This window comes from Pseudoalteromonas sp. SG41-5, from assembly GCF_014164495.1.
In the GTDB taxonomy this organism is placed as follows: Bacteria; Pseudomonadota; Gammaproteobacteria; order Enterobacterales; family Alteromonadaceae; genus Pseudoalteromonas; species Pseudoalteromonas rhizosphaerae.
In genome coordinates this window covers 1-17,170 of sequence record NZ_JACJFH010000059.1, presented here as the reverse complement: position 1 = coordinate 17,170, position 17,170 = coordinate 1, and the positions used below count along the sequence as shown (strand labels likewise).

General features: G+C 40.7%; 13 protein-coding genes and 1 pseudogene. 6 read left to right on the top strand and 8 right to left on the bottom strand.

Annotation, left to right across the window (positions count from 1 at the left end):
- Nucleotides 1–26: 26 nt before the first annotated feature.
- Both H5232_RS15050 and ppc read right to left on the bottom strand, forming a co-directional pair.
- Nucleotides 27–404, bottom strand: a complete 378-nt coding sequence (locus tag H5232_RS15050) for a hypothetical protein (RefSeq protein ID WP_145234423.1) — start codon at nt 402–404, stop codon at nt 27–29.
- Between the two features lie 399 nt (nt 405–803).
- Entirely contained in the window at nt 804–3,449 is a 2,646-nt protein-coding gene (ppc, locus tag H5232_RS15045; protein ID WP_182831135.1) for a phosphoenolpyruvate carboxylase, read from the bottom strand.
- 220 nt (nt 3,450–3,669) lie between these two features.
- Between ppc and H5232_RS15040 the strand changes: the two genes are divergently transcribed.
- The 3 genes from H5232_RS15040 to H5232_RS15030 are packed head-to-tail and all read left to right on the top strand — an operon-like array spanning nt 3,670 to nt 5,393.
- Nucleotides 3,670–4,035 (top strand): thiol-disulfide oxidoreductase DCC family protein, encoded by a 366-nt coding sequence (locus H5232_RS15040; RefSeq protein WP_149979962.1) that lies wholly within the window; start codon nt 3,670–3,672, stop codon nt 4,033–4,035.
- Nucleotides 4,035–4,769 (top strand): SDR family NAD(P)-dependent oxidoreductase, encoded by a 735-nt coding sequence (locus tag H5232_RS15035; RefSeq protein ID WP_182760776.1) that lies wholly within the window; start codon nt 4,035–4,037, stop codon nt 4,767–4,769. The genes H5232_RS15040 and H5232_RS15035 overlap by 1 nt, the downstream gene beginning before the upstream one ends.
- 9 nt (nt 4,770–4,778) lie before the next feature.
- Nucleotides 4,779–5,393 carry a flavin reductase family protein gene (locus H5232_RS15030; RefSeq protein ID WP_145234432.1) on the top strand — a complete coding sequence of 205 codons (615 nt, stop codon included), beginning with the start codon at nt 4,779–4,781 and terminating at the stop codon, nt 5,391–5,393.
- A 186-nt stretch (nt 5,394–5,579) separates the two neighbouring features.
- Here H5232_RS15030 and H5232_RS15025 read toward each other — a convergent pair whose 3' ends face one another.
- Nucleotides 5,580–6,389 (bottom strand): peptidase S8, encoded by an 810-nt coding sequence (locus tag H5232_RS15025; protein WP_182783540.1) that lies wholly within the window; start codon nt 6,387–6,389, stop codon nt 5,580–5,582.
- Between the two features lie 230 nt (nt 6,390–6,619).
- Between H5232_RS15025 and H5232_RS15020 the strand changes: the two genes are divergently transcribed.
- Together H5232_RS15020 and ycaC are read left to right on the top strand one after the other, a co-directional pair.
- Nucleotides 6,620–7,594: a transposase gene (locus H5232_RS15020; RefSeq protein WP_182831134.1), complete on the top strand. Its 975-nt coding sequence runs from the start codon at nt 6,620–6,622 to the stop codon at nt 7,592–7,594.
- Nucleotides 7,595–7,791: 197 nt separating this feature from the next.
- Nucleotides 7,792–8,301: pseudogene (gene ycaC / locus H5232_RS15015) on the top strand (isochorismate family cysteine hydrolase YcaC); the annotation flags it as partial.
- A gap of 90 nt (nt 8,302–8,391) precedes the next feature.
- Here the strand turns inward: ycaC and H5232_RS15010 are convergent.
- The 5 genes from H5232_RS15010 to H5232_RS14990 all read right to left on the bottom strand — a co-directional run bounded on the left by H5232_RS15010 (nt 8,392) and on the right by H5232_RS14990 (nt 15,137).
- On the bottom strand, nt 8,392–8,682 hold the full coding sequence (locus H5232_RS15010; RefSeq protein ID WP_259399412.1) for a hypothetical protein: 291 nt from the start codon (nt 8,680–8,682) through the stop codon (nt 8,392–8,394).
- A gap of 178 nt (nt 8,683–8,860) precedes the next feature.
- The gene (locus tag H5232_RS15005; RefSeq protein WP_182717610.1) at nt 8,861–9,805 is read right to left on the bottom strand and encodes an ornithine cyclodeaminase family protein; all 945 of its coding nucleotides are present in this window, start codon (nt 9,803–9,805) and stop codon (nt 8,861–8,863) included.
- Between the two features lies 1 nt (nt 9,806).
- Entirely contained in the window at nt 9,807–10,892 is a 1,086-nt protein-coding gene (locus H5232_RS15000; RefSeq protein WP_182783542.1) for a Xaa-Pro peptidase family protein, read from the bottom strand.
- Complete coding sequence (locus H5232_RS14995) at nt 10,889–11,938, bottom strand: proline racemase family protein (protein WP_145234449.1); 1,050 nt, start codon at nt 11,936–11,938, stop codon at nt 10,889–10,891. The genes H5232_RS15000 and H5232_RS14995 overlap by 4 nt, the downstream gene beginning before the upstream one ends.
- Before the next feature lie 205 nt (nt 11,939–12,143).
- A complete protein-coding gene (locus H5232_RS14990; RefSeq protein ID WP_182831133.1) occupies nt 12,144–15,137 on the bottom strand; it encodes a TonB-dependent receptor domain-containing protein in 2,994 nt (997 codons plus the stop codon).
- Between the two features lie 330 nt (nt 15,138–15,467).
- Here H5232_RS14990 and H5232_RS14985 point away from each other — a divergent pair, with 330 nt between their 5' ends.
- The gene (locus H5232_RS14985; protein ID WP_145234584.1) at nt 15,468–16,436 is read left to right on the top strand and encodes a dihydrodipicolinate synthase family protein; all 969 of its coding nucleotides are present in this window, start codon (nt 15,468–15,470) and stop codon (nt 16,434–16,436) included.
- Nucleotides 16,437–17,170 lie beyond the last annotated feature (734 nt).

The following is a 17,170-nucleotide window of genomic DNA, read 5'->3' as shown; positions in this document are numbered from 1 at the left end:
GCTAACTAGTTTAGAAGGTTCAACGCTTAAATGCTAGGTTGATTTACTAACCAATTTTTCGCGCTGTTAAAACAATCAAAATTTTCTGCTTTTATATCAAAGCGCTGTGCTTTTTGCAAAAACAAATCGTGCATAAAACCATCAAAACTAACGACGCGAGCAATAAAGCAACTAGCTAACCACTGAGATACTGCTGGCATAATAGTCAGCAGTTCACTTGCCGGAAATTTATGCGTTAATTCAGACACATCAACGAGTAATTTATTACTGCCGTAAATAGATACATACTGCTGCGCAATTTGATAAAAGTTCATCACATCCTGTGCACTTGCCGTCCCTCTAAGCGTCATCATTATTAATGACGTAGATGCATCATACGTGATGCAAGTAGACACATTTGACATAATTACTACTCGATTATTAGTACAATTGCCATAAAATGACAAAACAACCGACATTCTAGATAAAAAAAACAGACAGTCAATATCTAGTAGCAAATCAGGTCTGACCAGAGCGTCAATACAGAATAAAGGATGGTTTTTTTTGCTAAAATGATACCAAAAAATACCTTGTTGTAACTAAGTTATAACCTGAAACAGCTTAACGATAGGAAGTAACTGTATTCAATACATCTAAGCTGAACTAAGATTAAATAAGATGTTTAATGCGGATAAATATAACTTACTTGGTAATATATGCGCCGAACCTTACCAGCACAGCGCACTGTTAGTGCTCAATTAACTAATTAATGGACCTCTCGCTGCTAAACACAGCAAAGAAGTCCACACTTAATTATTGGATAATCAACCGGTATTACGCATACCTGCGGCAATCCCAGTCATAGTAATCATTAACGCGTTATCAATGTCACCAGAGCTGCCTTCTGCCGCTTCGCGCGAACGTTTTAACAACTCAACTTGAAGCACATTCAATGGATCCGTATACGGGTTGCGCAAACCAATAGACTCTTTTATCCAAGGTTGATCGGCAAGCAAACTTTGCTGTGGACTTAACGATTGTACCAGTGAAATAGCCTGCTTGAGCTCTTTACGCAGTTTTTCACCTAGTGGTTTGTATTGCTCTTCAACTAAAGCGTCGTCGTAATGCGCACTTAACCAACAGTCCGCTTTACTGAATACCATTTCAAGCATTTCTAGACGGGCTCTGAAAAACGGCCAGCGTTGACTCATCTCATTAAGGGTGTCTATGCCGTGTTTTTCAAGTGCAGCTTGTAAACCAGTTAGTGCCCCAAGCCATGCTGGTAGCATTAAGCGATTTTGACTCCAAGCAAAAATCCACGGAATAGCTCGCAGGCTTTCAACACCACCATTGGGATTACGCTTTGCTGGACGCGAACCAAGCGGTAATTTTGATAGTTCCTGCTCTGGTGTTGCCATTCTAAAGTACGGCACAAAGTCTTCATCAAAACGCACTACATTACGGTAATGCTCACATGACTTTTCACTGATCAACGCCATTACATCACGCCATTCATCTTTTGGCTCTGGTGGTGGTAACAAATTACTTTCAAGCACAGCACCGGCATAGATGTTTAGACTTTCCAGCGCCACATTAGGTAGGCCAAATTTAAAGCGGATCATCTCCCCTTGTTCGGTAACACGCAGGCCACCTTTGAGTGAACCTGGTGGCTGTGAACGCAAGGCTTGCGCAGCAGGTGCGCCACCACGGCCAACAGTACCACCACGGCCATGGAATAATATCAGCTCAATACCGCGTTGCTCTGCCAATTGTACAAGCTTATCCATTGCCTCGTATTGCGCCCCCCCGGCAGCCATCATCCCAGCATCTTTGGCTGAATCTGAGTAACCTATCATAACATTCTGTATGCCCTCAGCTTGGCCTCGATACCAGTTATTATCTAGCAATTGAGTAATAACATCGCTGCCTGCATTTAAGTCATCTAAGGTTTCAAATAATGGCGCAACAGGCAGTTTAAAACTACAACCACTTTCTTTTAATAGCAGTTGTACTGCTAATACATCAGAGGCTGTGCGTGCCATTGAAATAATATATAAACCAAACGTCGACGCATCTTGCTTGGCGATTACATCAAAGGTGTCGAGGACTTCTTTTACATCAGCGCTTGGTTGCCAATGTTTAGGAATAAGCGGGCGACGAGAGTTAAGCTCGGCTAATAAAAATGCCTGCTTATCTTCTTCTTGCCATTGGTCGTAATCACCTAAACCCAAATAACGAGTGAGCTCTGAAAATACCTGACTGTGGCGTGATGAGTCTTGGCGCACATCTAGTTTAGCTAAACGAATACCAAAGCTATTAATACGACGTAACACATCTAATAATAAGCCATTGGCTACCACCGCAATGTTACTCTTAAGCAAAGAACGGTAGCATGCCTCAAGCGGCTGCTTTAACTGCTCAATGTCAGTGACGATGTCTTGTGCATCGGTGCGCTTATTCATAATTTTAGCGCCAAGATGAGCAACGGTTTCACTCACTTGCGCTTTGAGTACTTTTAATACCGCACGATACGGTTCAAAATCTTGTCCAGCGAGCTCGACTAGCTCATCACTGGCTTGTGACATAGAAAGCTCAGTGCTTAAAGTGTCGATATCGCGACTGTATAAATCCAGTGCCATCCAGCGCCCATGATCCAGCACTTGCTGCGTCACTAATGCTGTTACAAATGGATTGCCATCGCGATCGCCCCCCATCCATGAGGTAAATTCAACGGGGCTGTAATCGTTTGGTAACTCTAAATCAAGGTGCTCTTTTACTTCTTTATTAAAGTCTCGTAAAAAACGCGGAACGGCGTGCCAAAGGCTATTTTCGATAACTGCAAAACCCCATTTTGCTTCATCAATTGGGGTTGGACGTGAACGACGGATGTCGTCTGTATGCCATGCTTGGCTGATCAACTGTGCGATACGGTTTAATATATTTTCACGCTCATAAGGCAGGTTATCGGTACGCTCAAGAGCTGCTAAACAATCACTTAATTCAACGTGTTTGTTAATAATTGTACGGCGAGTTACTTCAGTTGGGTGTGCAGTTAAAACTAAATTGATATGCAGTTTAGCTAAACTTTCTGCGATTTCATTGGGATTTATTTTACCCTGCTGTGCGTGGCTAGCTAATGCTTTTAAAGTTTGTGTTAACGGGCTTAGCTGACAAAAACCCACGTCATTAAAACGAGAAATAGTATGAAACTGCTCTGCAACATTGGCTAGATTCAAAAAGTGATTAAAAGCACGTGCCACTGGCAGTAACTCTTCATCGGTTAAAGCATGCAGAACATTAATTAAGGTATGGCGGTCTTGCTCGTTTCCTGTGCGGGATGACTTAGCTAAAGCTCGAATTTCTTCTACTTTATCTAAAATCGCTTGTCCTTGGGCGTCTTTGATTGTTTGGCCTAATAATTGCCCAAATAAATTAACGTTCCCACGCAAGGCGGCATATTGTTCACTCATTCCTGATACTCCATTGTTGATGTTTATACCATAAAGGTACTAATAATAAGCCGTGTTCAATTTTTAAGTGTGGAGTGTAAAATGCGGTAAAAAATCGACACTTTGCTTACCTTTATATTTGTAAGACTCTATTAATATCATCCAAATGGATAATTTAACAGATCCAAGGCTTATTCTATTTCGTAACAAGACATAATGAATCGATGAATTTTGAGTAACTATGATTATTTTTTACGATGGTAATTGCCCGCTTTGTGTTAAAGAAATGGATTCACTTAAGCGTGCTGACACACACAACAAAATAATACTCGAAGATATAAATAAAGATGATTTTGAGCAGCGCTTTAAAAACATAAAACGCCACGATGCCATGGCGTTTTTGCATGGCCAGCGTGATAACGGTGAAATGATTTACGGATTAGATGTCACATTTGAAGCATGGCAAACTGTTGGCCGTCATTCATGGCTAAAGCTGCTACAATTGCCCATAATACGCTTTATTGCCGATCTAGGTTATCGCCTGTTTGCTAAATACCGCAGACAGATCACACGCATTTTCTGTCAATCAAGTTGTGGGATAAAATAATGACTAACGCTTATATTATTTTCGGTGCAAGTAGTGAAATTGCAAATGCGTATCTAAAAGAAATTGCCAAACACGATCCACAGGCTATGGTTTTTTGTGTAAGTCGCAGCTGTATTGACACATCCGCTGTCGGTATTGCTGTTGAGCAGTTTGTTTGTGACTATTCCAAAGCACGCTTAAGTGAATTAACAAACTTACTTAAAGAGCGCGCAATAAACCCAACTCAGGTAGTTATTTTTAACGGCCAGCTACATTATGCGCAATCTATGCCTGAAAAAAAACTCGACGATATCGATGAGCATTATTTCAATACCTTACTCAACACCAATACATTGACTCCTATTTTGTGCCTGCAAGCAATAGCGCCGCTACTTAGCCACAAAATACCTTGTACCATAACGGCCTTAAGTGCGCGAGTAGGTAGTATTACAGACAATAACTTAGGCGGCTGGTACAGCTACCGCGCCTCAAAAGCAGCACTTAATATGTTATTCAAAACAGCAGCTATTGAACTGCAACGACGCGCAAAACAAACCCGTTTAATTCTTTTTCATCCGGGCACAACAGATACTAATTTATCTAAGCCGTTTCAAAAAAATGTACCCGCAGGTAAGCTCTTTACACCTGAGTTTGTAGCATCACAACTTTATACTCTTTTACAACAACCTGAACAGCTCACTGAGGTAGGTCAACCCGCCTACATTGATTGGCAAGGTGAGCACATACACTGGTAAGGATAAACCATGCACTTTACAACAGACGCCATTAGTCAGTTAGATAAACACTACCGTACGCATTTAATAAACTCACTATCTGGTTTTAAAAGTGCCAACTTAATTGGTACTCAAGATAGTGCAGGCAACACCAACTTAGCAATTGTAAGTTCGGTTATTCACCTTGGCGCGCATCCACCGCTTGTAGGTATGATTATGCGCCCACATAGTGTACCTCGTCATACTTTCGAGAATATTTTAGCAACCGGTGTTTACACTATTAACCAAGTGAATAGCGAGATTGTGGAACAAGCTCACCAGACTTCTGCCCGTTACGATAAAAATGAATCTGAATTTGATGCTACAGGCCTTACAACCGAGTATCTGGCTAATTTTTCGGCTCCGTTTGTTGCTCAAAGCCGTTTAAAGTATGCAGTTAAATTTGTTGAACATCAACACCTTGCCGTAAATGGCACTGAGTTAGTAATCGGTGAGATTATAGACTTACATGTTGAAGACTCAGCAATTTTAGAGGATGGTTTTATCGATTTAGAGTCAATCAACACCGTCACCATTAGCGGCTTAGATAGTTATCACAAAACACACGCTATAACGCGTCTACCCTATGCTAAAAAACCTCGTTAAATAGAGCAGCTGAGCTTTGAAAATGATTGTTAAGAGTGTCATATATACTTTGAATAATTAAATATCATACTTTGATATGGTTGTTAACACTGCGCTATGGAGTAAACCTCAGCAGCAAGTGCAACGTATTATATTGAAAGTCGCAACTACCTTACAATAGACTGTTTTGGTAATTGCGACCCACACTTAAAATATTATTTTAAACATTTCTAATGAGCAAGGATACATTGCATTACAACCTATAACTGTAGGCAGAACATTGGTTCCAAAACCACCATTATTGACCGCTTGTACGTAATAACCATTAATCGATTTAAGCGCGATGTTGTCACCATTTTGAATTAATGCACCAGGGTTATTTGGTAATTCTATAGTGAACGTTTCCCATATTGATGCCGCAGTTCGGTTTGCATTAAGTGCAGCCCCACCACCTTGCTCTGCCACAAAATAGTATCCTGATGTTGTTTGGATATGTATTTCATCACCACTTAGCAAATCACCGCCATTAATATCTATTAAATTAAATTGCTCCCATGGACCAATTGCAAGACGATTTGCATTCACTGTATCCCCCCCATTATTCTCAGCCACAACGTAATATTGGCCACCTGTTTCTAGGGAGATATTGTTTAATATAGTGGGGTTACATGGTAGCGTGGTAAAAGTGAGATCTTCACCTTGCAGTGTTGATCTGGGCGGTTTTGGATCACCATGAAACCGAAAATGATACTGCGTTCCACACTCTAAATTAGCTACTTGCGCACTCACAGGGCCATTAACTCCTGCGGGTGTGACTAAAACACTAAAGCCATAGTTTGTGGTTTCACCATAATCAATTATTTCACCACTTAAGCCAATAGTAGATGCCGAATAACCATTTAACTGCGCCGTTGTTGTCGTAATATTGCTTGCAGGTTGTGTTGTGTACTGCGTACCAGCATGCGCAATCGATGCCGTACCAAGTAAAACCACAAATAAAAGTTTTGAAGTAATCATTGTCGAGTTCCTGTGACGTTTATGCTGCTAGGATTAACAGCCCTATAAGCGTAAACGTCGACATGAAATAAAACATTACACCTCATTACAAGTCGCATAATGATAAAAAACTTACATGACACCCACTTAAATCTAAATTCAACAACTGATTCCAATTCAAACCCATCATAAAGTTGCAGTCCTATATAAAGTGACTAGTATTTTTATAGAAACACAACATTGGAGGTTTTATGGCAATCGCTCGAAAAAGACAAATTAGCCTAAGTGATACTCGCTACTATCACTGTATATCTCGTTGCGTAAGAAAAGCTTATTTATGTGGCATAGACAAGCATACGGGCCAATCGTATGAGCACCGCAGAGAATGGGTTGAAGATAAAATTATAATGCTCGCTTCAATATTTTGTATTGATGTATGCGCCTATGCTGTGATGAGTAATCATACACATATCATCCTTCATGTAGATAATAATAAAGCTAACCGCCTAAATGATAAAGCCATTGCTTTACGCTGGCACAAAGCATTTAAAGGTACTTTATTAACTCAACGCTTTGTGAAAAATGAGGTACTCTCTTCTGTCGAACTGCAATTAGTAAAGTCTAGCATTGGAGAATATCGTTCAAGGCTAATGAACATTAGCTGGTTTATGCGATCACTTAATGAGTACATTGCTCGCAAAGCTAATAAAGAAGATAATTGTAAAGGTAGATTTTGGGAGGGACGCTTTAAATCTCAAGCTTTACTTGATGAGTCAGCACTAGTGGCTTGTATGGCCTATGTCGATCTAAACCCAATCCGTGCTGGAACCGCTTCATCACCTGAAAACTCAAATTATACAAGTATTAAAAAACGTATTGCAGCAGCACAAAATGCCAAACAACCTAGGTCCTTATTTCGCTTTGCAGGTTTAACAACAAAACACACTGTAAATGGTTTGCCTTTTGAACTGAACTCTTACCTAAACCTTGTTGATAAAACAGGGCGCTGCATAAAAACAGATAAAACAGGTTATATAGATCATTCTTTGCCACCGCTACTAGAGCAACTAAACATATGCCCTGAAAACTGGCTAAAAATCACCAGTAGGTTTACTAAAGTCTTTCATGGTGCAGTTGGTAAACCAGATGCAATTGACCGGTATTGTGAACACCAACACTTTAAACGACGAAGTAACCGCAAAAATTGCGAAAAACTATTAGCGTAATACCATATAAAACAACTTTTTACTTTTTATCAGCTCAAGGCTGAAGCTTGTGCTGCCAGTTATTTGCTATACTCGCCCAAAAATGAACATTTACTATTCTGAGAAGAGTTTTTTAATATCATTAGACACATAAAAACTCTTGTAACTGTATTGAAGTTAGGTGTCATTTTAATTTTTAAAAGTAGTGGATGTCTTTTAACTTACTCGCATTGGCAGACTGTGCAAAATACTTTGCGATGCCAACAATCTTAACCACCAGCTTTGAAGAAGGCCCCAACGGCCCGCTAGTACCTGAGTTAAAAGAAATGTTTCCAGATTCGCCCTACATTGCTCGGCCTGGACAAATTAACGCATGGGATAATGAAGAGTTTGTTGCCGCTATTAAAGCTACAGGAAAAAAACAAATCATTATTGCTGGAGTAGTAACTGAAGTATGCGTTGCATTCCCAGCTTTATCCGCTTTAGCAGAGGGTTTTGATGTATTCGTGATCACTGATGCTTCAGGCACCTTTAATGTAATGACTCGTGATGCAGCTTGGGATCGCATGTCAGCTGCTGGCGCACAACTTATGACCTGGTTTGGCGCAGCTTGCGAATTACATAGAGACTGGCGCAATGATGTGGAAGGACTGGGGACTCTATTCTCAAACCACATTCCAGATTATCGCAACCTAATAAATAGTTACTCAACCTTCCAACCTAAATAACATACTATTTAACAAGGGGCTGGCCCCCTTTTTTTATAACTAAAAACTAAACAATATAAGTGAGTTGCATACCAAGCATGCTCGTTTACCTCACGTTAAAAAATAGCTCCCCACGCACAAACTTAGACCGCTAACCAACCAAACTAATGCATAGCTTTGCCATAGTTGTGAGTTGTTATAAACCTTTTGCGGGTTATTTTTATCAACCAATACACTGCAAGGCTCGCCTTGTTTGAATCGTGTGAGCAGGGTGTTGTCGTGACTGACCAATACGCTATACAAATGATTGTTAAATCTAAAGCTAACTAACATTGACTGTGACGGCAATAGTTCATGAGCACCAATACGAGTATTAACCGCATTAGTGATGTTATCAATCACACACACGCGCCAGTGATGTTTGCTTATTTTACACTTTAACCACCTAAAAAGAGGCAGTAACCCTGCAAAAATAAAACACACACCCAATATCAATAGCACAGTATTCATCTTTCACTTACCTTATAAAACTAAAACAGACACACAGCACACACATTAAAAACTCACCACAAATTATCTATTAGTTCTGTAGAGATTGATAAACTTGATTTGCAGCAATCAAGTCACTCAGTGCTGTACCAACTGATTTAAATACCGTTATATCCGTTTCGTTAAAACGGGCTACGGTATTTACCTTCGCTAAATCAGCTAATTCAGCACATACGCTTTGCTCGCAAAATACACCTTCACTTATTGGTATTAATAATTCACCTGCTTCTCCTAATACATTGGTTTTACTATCAACATAAACGCGGCTACGAGTAATTGTGGCGGTGTCGCATTCGCGATGGTCACTCTGATGATTACCGATTAGGTCAACATGCGTGCCTGATTTTAACCAGTTGCCATCAAATAATGGCACTTGAGAGCCGGTCGCGCAGCTGATCACGTCAGCACTGTAAATTACTTCTTGCGTACTTTGCCCAATGACAAACTCAACATCAGGATATAACTGCTCTAAACAACTTTGCAGGGCGACTACTTTTAAATGATTACGCGCCACCAGCGTTACTCGTTTAAAATTACGAACAGCCAAATGCGCACGCACCATATACTCGGCTAAGTTACCACTGCCAAAAAATACTAAATGATTACTATTCTCTCGGGATAAATAACGACTCGCAAGCGCCGATACGCTTGCCGTACGCCATAAAGTAATACTCGTGCCATCTACCAGTGCCAACGGTTCGCCGTGCTCGCGCGAAAACAACATTATTTTAGAATACAAAGAATCAAAGCCCGCCTCGCCATTATTAGGAAAATAAGTAAATGCTTTTACGCCAATCACTTGTTCATTCCATGCAGGTAACACAGCAAACGCATCCCGGCTACCGCTGTTGCTATCTAACTCATAGACGTTACGCTTTGGCATAGTAAAATCGAGGGCAAAACCTTGCTGCATAGCAGTGATTAACGAGTCAAAATCAAGGGCGTTATCAATGTGTTTTTTATCAATAACTTGCATTTTATAACTCCAGTTCGAATGGTTTAGGTGCGTGAGTTAAAATTTCATAACCCGTGTTGGTGATCAAGATGTCCTCCTCTAAACGCACCCCTCCATATTCAGAGATATAAATACCTGGCTCTATGGTGATCACATTGCCCACTTCTAATACGTGCTTAACGTTGCTATTGATAAACGGCTGCTCGTGTAAAAATAGCCCTAAACCGTGGCCAAGCCCTTGTCCTGCCCATTTTCCAAAACCAGAGCCATCCAATACTTGTTGTGATGCATTTTGTAAATCAATGCAATCAACTCCTGGCTTAATTAAATTAATAGCAGCTTGTTGTGCAGTCGCAACTGCATTGTAAATTTGAACTTGTTTGCTTGACGCTTTACCTAATACATAACTACGTGTCATGTCTGAGCGATAGCCATTAACAACAGCGCCAAAGTCTAGGGTAATAAAGTCGCCTTCTTTAAGTGTTCTATCACTGGGGCTACCATGGGGCAGCGAGGTACGCTCTGCGAACATTAAAATCGTTGCAAACGACATTCCTTCAGAGCCTAATTTTTGCATTCTAAACTCTAGCTCTAAGGCTAAATCACGTTCGCTTACACCTACTTTAAAATATGGAATAGTGTGTGCAAGTGCTTCATCCGCAATCGCAGCCGCAGCTTTTATTTGTGCTACTTCCCAGTCATTTTTGATCATGCGCTGACGTTCAATTACTCCTTGAATTGGCATTAATGTGTGACCACTCAAATCACTAGCAATTTGCTGCCACAATGCCACATTAATAAATGCCGCATCAAAACCTAAATGGCTGTTAGCAGGTAAAAAACGGTTAATACAACAGCCTAAACTTTCGCTATCACGGTCGCGGCTGATCACTTCAAACCCTTGGCACTCAGATTGTGCGCGCTCAAAGTAACGATAATCAGTAATAAGTATGCAGCTAGCTTGCGTCACAATTGCATACGCGGCATTACCACTAAACCCGCTCAAGTAGCGAATATTCTCATGCCCTAACACTAATAACGCCGTTAAGTTTTGCTCTGCCATACATTGTTTTAGTAATTGTTGGCGTACTAAAAAATGATTATTCATCGAAAAATAAATCCTTGTTTTAGGGGATCTGTTGGATCAATTAAAAAGGTATGTTTACCCGTCACAAAGGCTGTACCCGTAACACGAGGAATAATCGCAGACCGTGCTTTAACCTCACATGTTTGCTTAACCATTACATTAAATGCTGAGCCTAAAATGCTCTCAATATTTACACTTTGTCCTACCGCTAATTCGCCTTTGGCAAAAGCTAATGCAGCACGAGCGCTTACGCCCGTGCCTGTAGGGCTTCGATCAAGTTCACCTTCGGCAAATACACACACATGACGGCTAAAGTGGTTAATTTGTGATAACTGGCTATTGGAGTAAAAAATAACCCCATATAAAAAACCCAGTGCCTGATCGGTTGGGTGCGTTGGCTGATATTGATTAGTCACTTGCTGTTTAATGGCTTTCCCAAGGCTAATTATATGTCCATGATTGTCAGGTGCTAAGCTTAAATTAAGAGTATCTGCATCAACAAATGCGTAGTATGCACCGCCAAACGCTATATCACAGCTAACCGAACCACACATCGGCAAGCTTATTTTAACGTCTAATTTATCAACAAAACTGGCGACATTATCAAAATATACTTGCTGTAACTGATTATTGTTAAGTTCAACATACGCTTTTATAAGCCCAGCTGGAGTGTCTATTCTTAGTTCATTATAGCCATCTTTAAAGTCAACAAGTGCGCAATCTTTTGCAGCGGTAGCCAGTGCAATAATCGCATGCCCGCACATGGTGCTATAACCTTCATTATGTAAAAAAAGTACGCCAAAATGGCTATCTGAGCGCACAGCACAAGTGATCACTGCGCCATACATATCGGCATGACCACGAGGTTCAAACATCAATGCTTTTCGTAAATAATCAAAACGCGCTAAACAATCGGCACGCTTTTCAAGCATCGTATCACCTGTAAGTTGCTCAAAGCCATCAACTATAATACGCAATGGTTCACCACCAGTGTGCATCTCTAAAGTATGTATTTGTAACCAATCATTATTAGGCTGCTGCCAATGGGAAAATAAAGTCTGGGTCATAATTAACTCCTTCACTTTTGTATACAATATATCTCAATATTTTTTAGTGCAATAACTTTAATAAAAAATGCTGAGCAGTTACCTACTCAGCATCAAGGCTGTGTTACTCTTAATGAGAATGTGCTTAAACATTTTGTCAGTTTTAGTTTTCGCTTGTTAGATACTATTTACTAAAACGACAATTTACAGCCACTTACCAGGGAACTTAAAATTCTATACGTGCGGTTAACGATACATATCGAGCACCTTGGCGGCCAGTTACTAAACCATAATCTGGGTTGAGCTCTAAGCCATTATCGCCATATTGAGCTCGCTCCTCGTTTATCGATACCGCGCTATCTCCATCGAATAAGTTATATACCGTGCCTTTTAAGGTCATGTCAGAGCCAAAAAAGTCAGTATAATAAGTCAGTGACATATCCACATTAGTTAACCACGGTAAGTTACCTTTGCTTCCGCGTGGTGCCGGGTTACCATTTTCATCATAGTGCGATGCTTGGTCATAGTATTTACTCACACATGCATCCCACGGGCTTCCTTTCTCGCAGCTATCAACACCTTCAGGGTGAACTGAGAAGTAGCTCTTTGGACGACCCGATGTAGTTCGCGCAACTAAACCTACAGTCAGTGAATCGGTAATATTATACGCGCCACTAAATTTGATTGCGTGGCGGTGGTCATTTGGTAAATTACCATAGCCATGATCCATCAAATCGCCATAGTCGTAAGAGGTCGTCCAACCAGGATCTGCTTGGTCGTTATCCGTTTTAACTAAACCTTCCGTATTACCGTAGCTATGTGACCATGTATATGAAGTATTGATACGCAAGTCATCGGTTACATTGCCATCTAAGGTAAACTCAAGGGCCAAATATTTGCGTTGTGCTTCGGCAAGTGCAAGCTCATCAGCACTTAAATTAACGTTATCTATTTCTCCATCACCATCAAAGTCATACGACATTTGAATCGCTTCACCAGGATTATTAAGCACATAATATGAACCCTGCCCTACGTTATCGGTGATCCCCATTTCGGCAAGTTTCTTGGCAAGTATAGGGCCTACATCCGTGTCTTCAACACTGCGCCCAAGGTCGCGGTAAATAGCACGTACGCCGGCAGACATAGAATCAAAAACTTCTTGTTGATACCCTATTGTGAACTCATCGCTGTACATTGGTTTTAAAGAAGACGAGGCAATTAACCCAGGTTCAGTAATACCACGCTGGCGCCAGCGTCTATCTCGTAACATATCACCTCTGCTAGGTGAGCCGTCAGCTAATAAAGTAGGCGAGCCATTGCCTTCTAATTGATCTAATTCAAAATACTCAAACCATTCAATTGATGCAGAGCCTTGAGTGATATTCATGTTCGCAGATACTGGCTGAAAATAGCGCCCGTAAGTGGCAAATATTTTAGCGCTACCGTCACCCGATACATCATAAATAGCCTGTAAGCGTGGCGCTATTTGATTATCAATATCAACAAATGCTCGGCCATCTGTCACCGTATTTTCAAACTGGCTATAACGCAAACCCATATTAAGGACTAAATTATCAGTTGCTTGCCATGAGTCATTAATATAAAACGCCAGTGAAGTTGTATCTGAATCGACCTCACGGCTACGAACCCGCCTTTCGATAAAGTCACTCCCCAGCGCAGCACTTGATATATCATTTTCACCAGCAGTTTTTATAGTCCACCAGCCTTGTGCATCCCCAATACCATTTTGGCCTTCAAAATAATCAACCTTCACATTGGTGTAATCAATACCAAATTGAATTGAATGCATATCCAAGTCCCAGTTAAAATCAATTCTGGCTTGGTCACGAATATACTCTTCTTCCGTTATACCGGAATTTGTATGCTGGCTTAGAGTTACAAAACCGTCACGTTCATCCCACACGCCGGGATTAGGTGATGCTACAACGTTCTCAACATTTTCAGTAACACGACCAACAACGGCTGACACTGAAAAAGTATCTGTGAGGTAGCCATTGTAGTTAATACTGTATACATTGCCGCCATCTTCGCCTGGTGCATCGACACCTTGTTGATCACCTACCACATTATCTTGCCAACTATACGCAAACGTTTTATCAGTCCAAGTACGTTTATTGTTCATTGCAGAGAAACCAATAGAGTGATCTTCATTAATAAACCAATCCACTTTGGTGAACCAACGGTCTTCATCACGCTCAAAATCAGAAAAAGTGGTTTGCCCTGCGCTATTAGACTCTTCTCTGCGTGGTGCAAATAAACCATAAAAGAACAGGGTATCTTCAATAATTGCACCACTTGCCCATAGCTGTACTTCTTTAAAGTCGTAACTGCTTTGCTGTGTATTAGTGTTTATTGTCCCACTATCTTGAAATATTGAATCATGTTGACTACGAAGGCCATCAGGATCCCAGCGCACCTCTGCACCGAATTTAAAGTCGTTATCGCCCGATTTAGACACAGCGTTTACAATGCCGCCTAATGCACCACCAAATTCAGGGCTTACACCACCGGTTTTAACTTGAGTTTGGGATATAGCTTCCCAAGGAAGGCGAATGGAACCTAAACCAGTACGAATACTCGTTACATTTAAGCCATTAAAATAGTAGCCATTTTCAGCAGCCGATGAACCACCAAAACTTGATGCGCCTTTAAAATTAGAGCCACCAGGTGCAGCGGTACCTGGCGCAAGTAAAGCAATGCTCTCAAAGCCTGTATTAACCGGCATTGCTTTAAGCTCAGCATCACTAAACGTTAAACCGGAGGTAGAGGAAGCCATATCTACACGACGAATTGCCGAACCTGTTACCGCGATACGCTCTATATCAGTACCAGCTTTATAAAGTTGTACATCGAGAATGATTGATTGACCAATGGTCACTGCTACATCTTCTTCAATTAGTGTTTGATAGCCATCTTTTACAATCGTTACATCGTACATACCCACCGGTACATTACGTAATAAGTAATCGCCTTCAGCATTACTCGTAATAGTGTAAACAAGCCCTTTACTCTTGTGTTTAAGTGTAATTGTTGCGCCAATCAAATCATTACCAGAGTGTGCAACAATATGACCTTTTACAATACTACTACCATCTACGGCCTGCGCAGCTGGTGTCATTATTAATGCAGCTGTAACAGCTGTTGCCAGTAGGGTTTTAACACCCACTCCCCGAGTTTGCTTTTTATTATTCGTAAACATGAAATGTTCCTTTGATCCTGTTGATTTTTTGTTGCCAGGCTAACCTTGACGTAAAAAATATACACCCATTACATATTGTATACAATATGTAATATACATTTAATTTACGTAAAATTAAAAAACAAGATGGTTCATGTCAAACTTATTCAAAAACAATATTTATAATCAATTGCTTGCAAACTCACACTGAACACCTAAAAAGTAACAGAAGTGAGCAAAGTAATTAATACAGGGTTTAGTTTATTTTTATTCCGGCCTTGCCGAAAGCAATTTAGCTGATACAATCTAAATGTATAATGTATACAATATGTATTTATAAGAGGAAATATGATGCAAACGAACAGTAAAGATTGGCGATATACAGTTATGCCGGCCGTATTTACATGGCTAAAAGAGTCAGAGTCCGGAGCCCTGGAAATAGACCTTGATACAACAAAAAAATACGCTGCAGATATTTTAAAAGTGCAAGGAAAGGGGGGTACTCGTATGGGTGGACTTGTTGGCTCTGGTACGCTGGGTGAAAACAGCTACCTAAGTGCTGAGCAACGCCTTTCTTTACTAAAAGCCCTTTCAAGTGTTGCTAAAGAACACAACGTTCCTTTAATCAGTGGCGCAGCGGCAGAAACCAAAGAAGAACTAGCCAAAATAGTAAAAGAACTCGCAACGGTCGGCGTAGATACCGTTATGGTAATGCCACCAAAAACCAAAGAAACACCTTGTGATGAACAGATGTATGCTTACTACGCGCTTAGCGCCTCAGCGGCAAAAGAGGCCGGCATAACAATAATGCCCTATAACAACCCTGACGCAGCGGGCTACCATGCGCTTTCAACTGATCTGCTTACAAGGCTTGCAGCTCTACCAGAGGTAACTGCGCTTAAAATATCAACTATCGATGTGTCAGTTATTGAAACAATGATGTTAGAGAACAAAAATTTAAAAGTATTGGCCGGTGTTGACACCGTTACTGTACATGCAGGACTCGCAGGCGCATGTGGCGGCATTACAGGTGTGGGCTGCATATTCCCAAAAGCGAGTATTACAATGCAAGAGTATGTAAATAACGGAGAATGGGCCGAGGCAAACAAAATCTCTCAAGCGATGAACTCTATATCCTATCTTGATGCACAGCCGTTACTTTTAGAATACCTTAAGTTTGCTTTTGGCATTCATCATAATGATCTAACAGGTGGGCTTCGCACCTTTGGCAAGAAGTTAACCCAACAGCAAATTGATGACGTGCACACACGGTATGCCCTAGCAAAAGAACGACTTGAGGTCCTCGATTTACTAGACTGATGTTTTAAAATATTCAAATAGCAAAAACTCCGTTGTTACGGAGTTTTTATCTTTACAGATTGGCTATTTTTGAGATTGTTACATCTTATTTTATTCAAAACAGGCCTAGGCTACTTGCCATGATTAGGTTAACCGATGAATGTCTCGGCTCTGGCATCCTGCTTCGTTCTACCTTCTAAATCTATTTAGTCGTAGTGCCCCAGAAAGTCCAAAAGGATATGGGAAAAACCTGGCTGCGATAAGATCGCAATAAGAGATTACTGCGTAACGCACCCTAGATGTGTTTGCCGTAAGCTACTTGCTTAACAGCCACATCGACATACGAAGTAAACGAATTTGCTTATTGAATTAGAGTTGATTTTTAATTGACCGTCAATTTATAAAACGGTCAAAAAGAACACTATTGCCTATTGACAGAGTTAAGGCTCATATGTGTTATGTTTACTTACTATACAGTTTAGAGTTTTCTTTTTGAACTTTTAAAAGGTTTAAAATCTTTTGCTGATCATCTAGCTGCGTAAAAAAGCTAAGGTTCTCATATAGAATATTCAAGTCCCTTTGAAGGTTGGCTTCATAGCCACTAGGACAAGTATCGTTATATCTATCAGCCGTAAGCGTATAGCTAACGACACCTAGCTTTGCTTAATGTTCCAAGGTAGCAGTGGCTCAAGGTTATCTGGCTGCTCAGCAAGGCGCTGTAAGCAAGTAGAGATATAGTCATGCACCACAAGGTC

What these genes read in the sequence shown, in the direction of transcription:
- H5232_RS14985 (WP_145234584.1), top strand. Translation starts at nt 15,468, where the DNA reads ATGCAAACGAACAGTAAAGATTGGCGATATACAGTTATGCCGGCCGTA.
- H5232_RS15025 (WP_182783540.1), bottom strand. Translation starts at nt 6,389, where the DNA reads ATGATTACTTCAAAACTTTTATTTGTGGTTTTACTTGGTACGGCATCG.
- H5232_RS15030 (WP_145234432.1), top strand. Translation starts at nt 4,779, where the DNA reads ATGCACTTTACAACAGACGCCATTAGTCAGTTAGATAAACACTACCGT.
- H5232_RS15000 (WP_182783542.1), bottom strand. Translation starts at nt 10,892, where the DNA reads ATGAATAATCATTTTTTAGTACGCCAACAATTACTAAAACAATGTATG.
- H5232_RS14990 (WP_182831133.1), bottom strand. Translation starts at nt 15,137, where the DNA reads ATGTTTACGAATAATAAAAAGCAAACTCGGGGAGTGGGTGTTAAAACC.
- H5232_RS14995 (WP_145234449.1), bottom strand. Translation starts at nt 11,938, where the DNA reads ATGACCCAGACTTTATTTTCCCATTGGCAGCAGCCTAATAATGATTGG.
- H5232_RS15050 (WP_145234423.1), bottom strand. Translation starts at nt 404, where the DNA reads ATGTCAAATGTGTCTACTTGCATCACGTATGATGCATCTACGTCATTA.
- H5232_RS15035 (WP_182760776.1), top strand. Translation starts at nt 4,035, where the DNA reads ATGACTAACGCTTATATTATTTTCGGTGCAAGTAGTGAAATTGCAAAT.
- H5232_RS15020 (WP_182831134.1), top strand. Translation starts at nt 6,620, where the DNA reads ATGGCAATCGCTCGAAAAAGACAAATTAGCCTAAGTGATACTCGCTAC.
- H5232_RS15005 (WP_182717610.1), bottom strand. Translation starts at nt 9,805, where the DNA reads ATGCAAGTTATTGATAAAAAACACATTGATAACGCCCTTGATTTTGAC.
- H5232_RS15040 (WP_149979962.1), top strand. Translation starts at nt 3,670, where the DNA reads ATGATTATTTTTTACGATGGTAATTGCCCGCTTTGTGTTAAAGAAATG.
- ppc (WP_182831135.1), bottom strand. Translation starts at nt 3,449, where the DNA reads ATGAGTGAACAATATGCCGCCTTGCGTGGGAACGTTAATTTATTTGGG.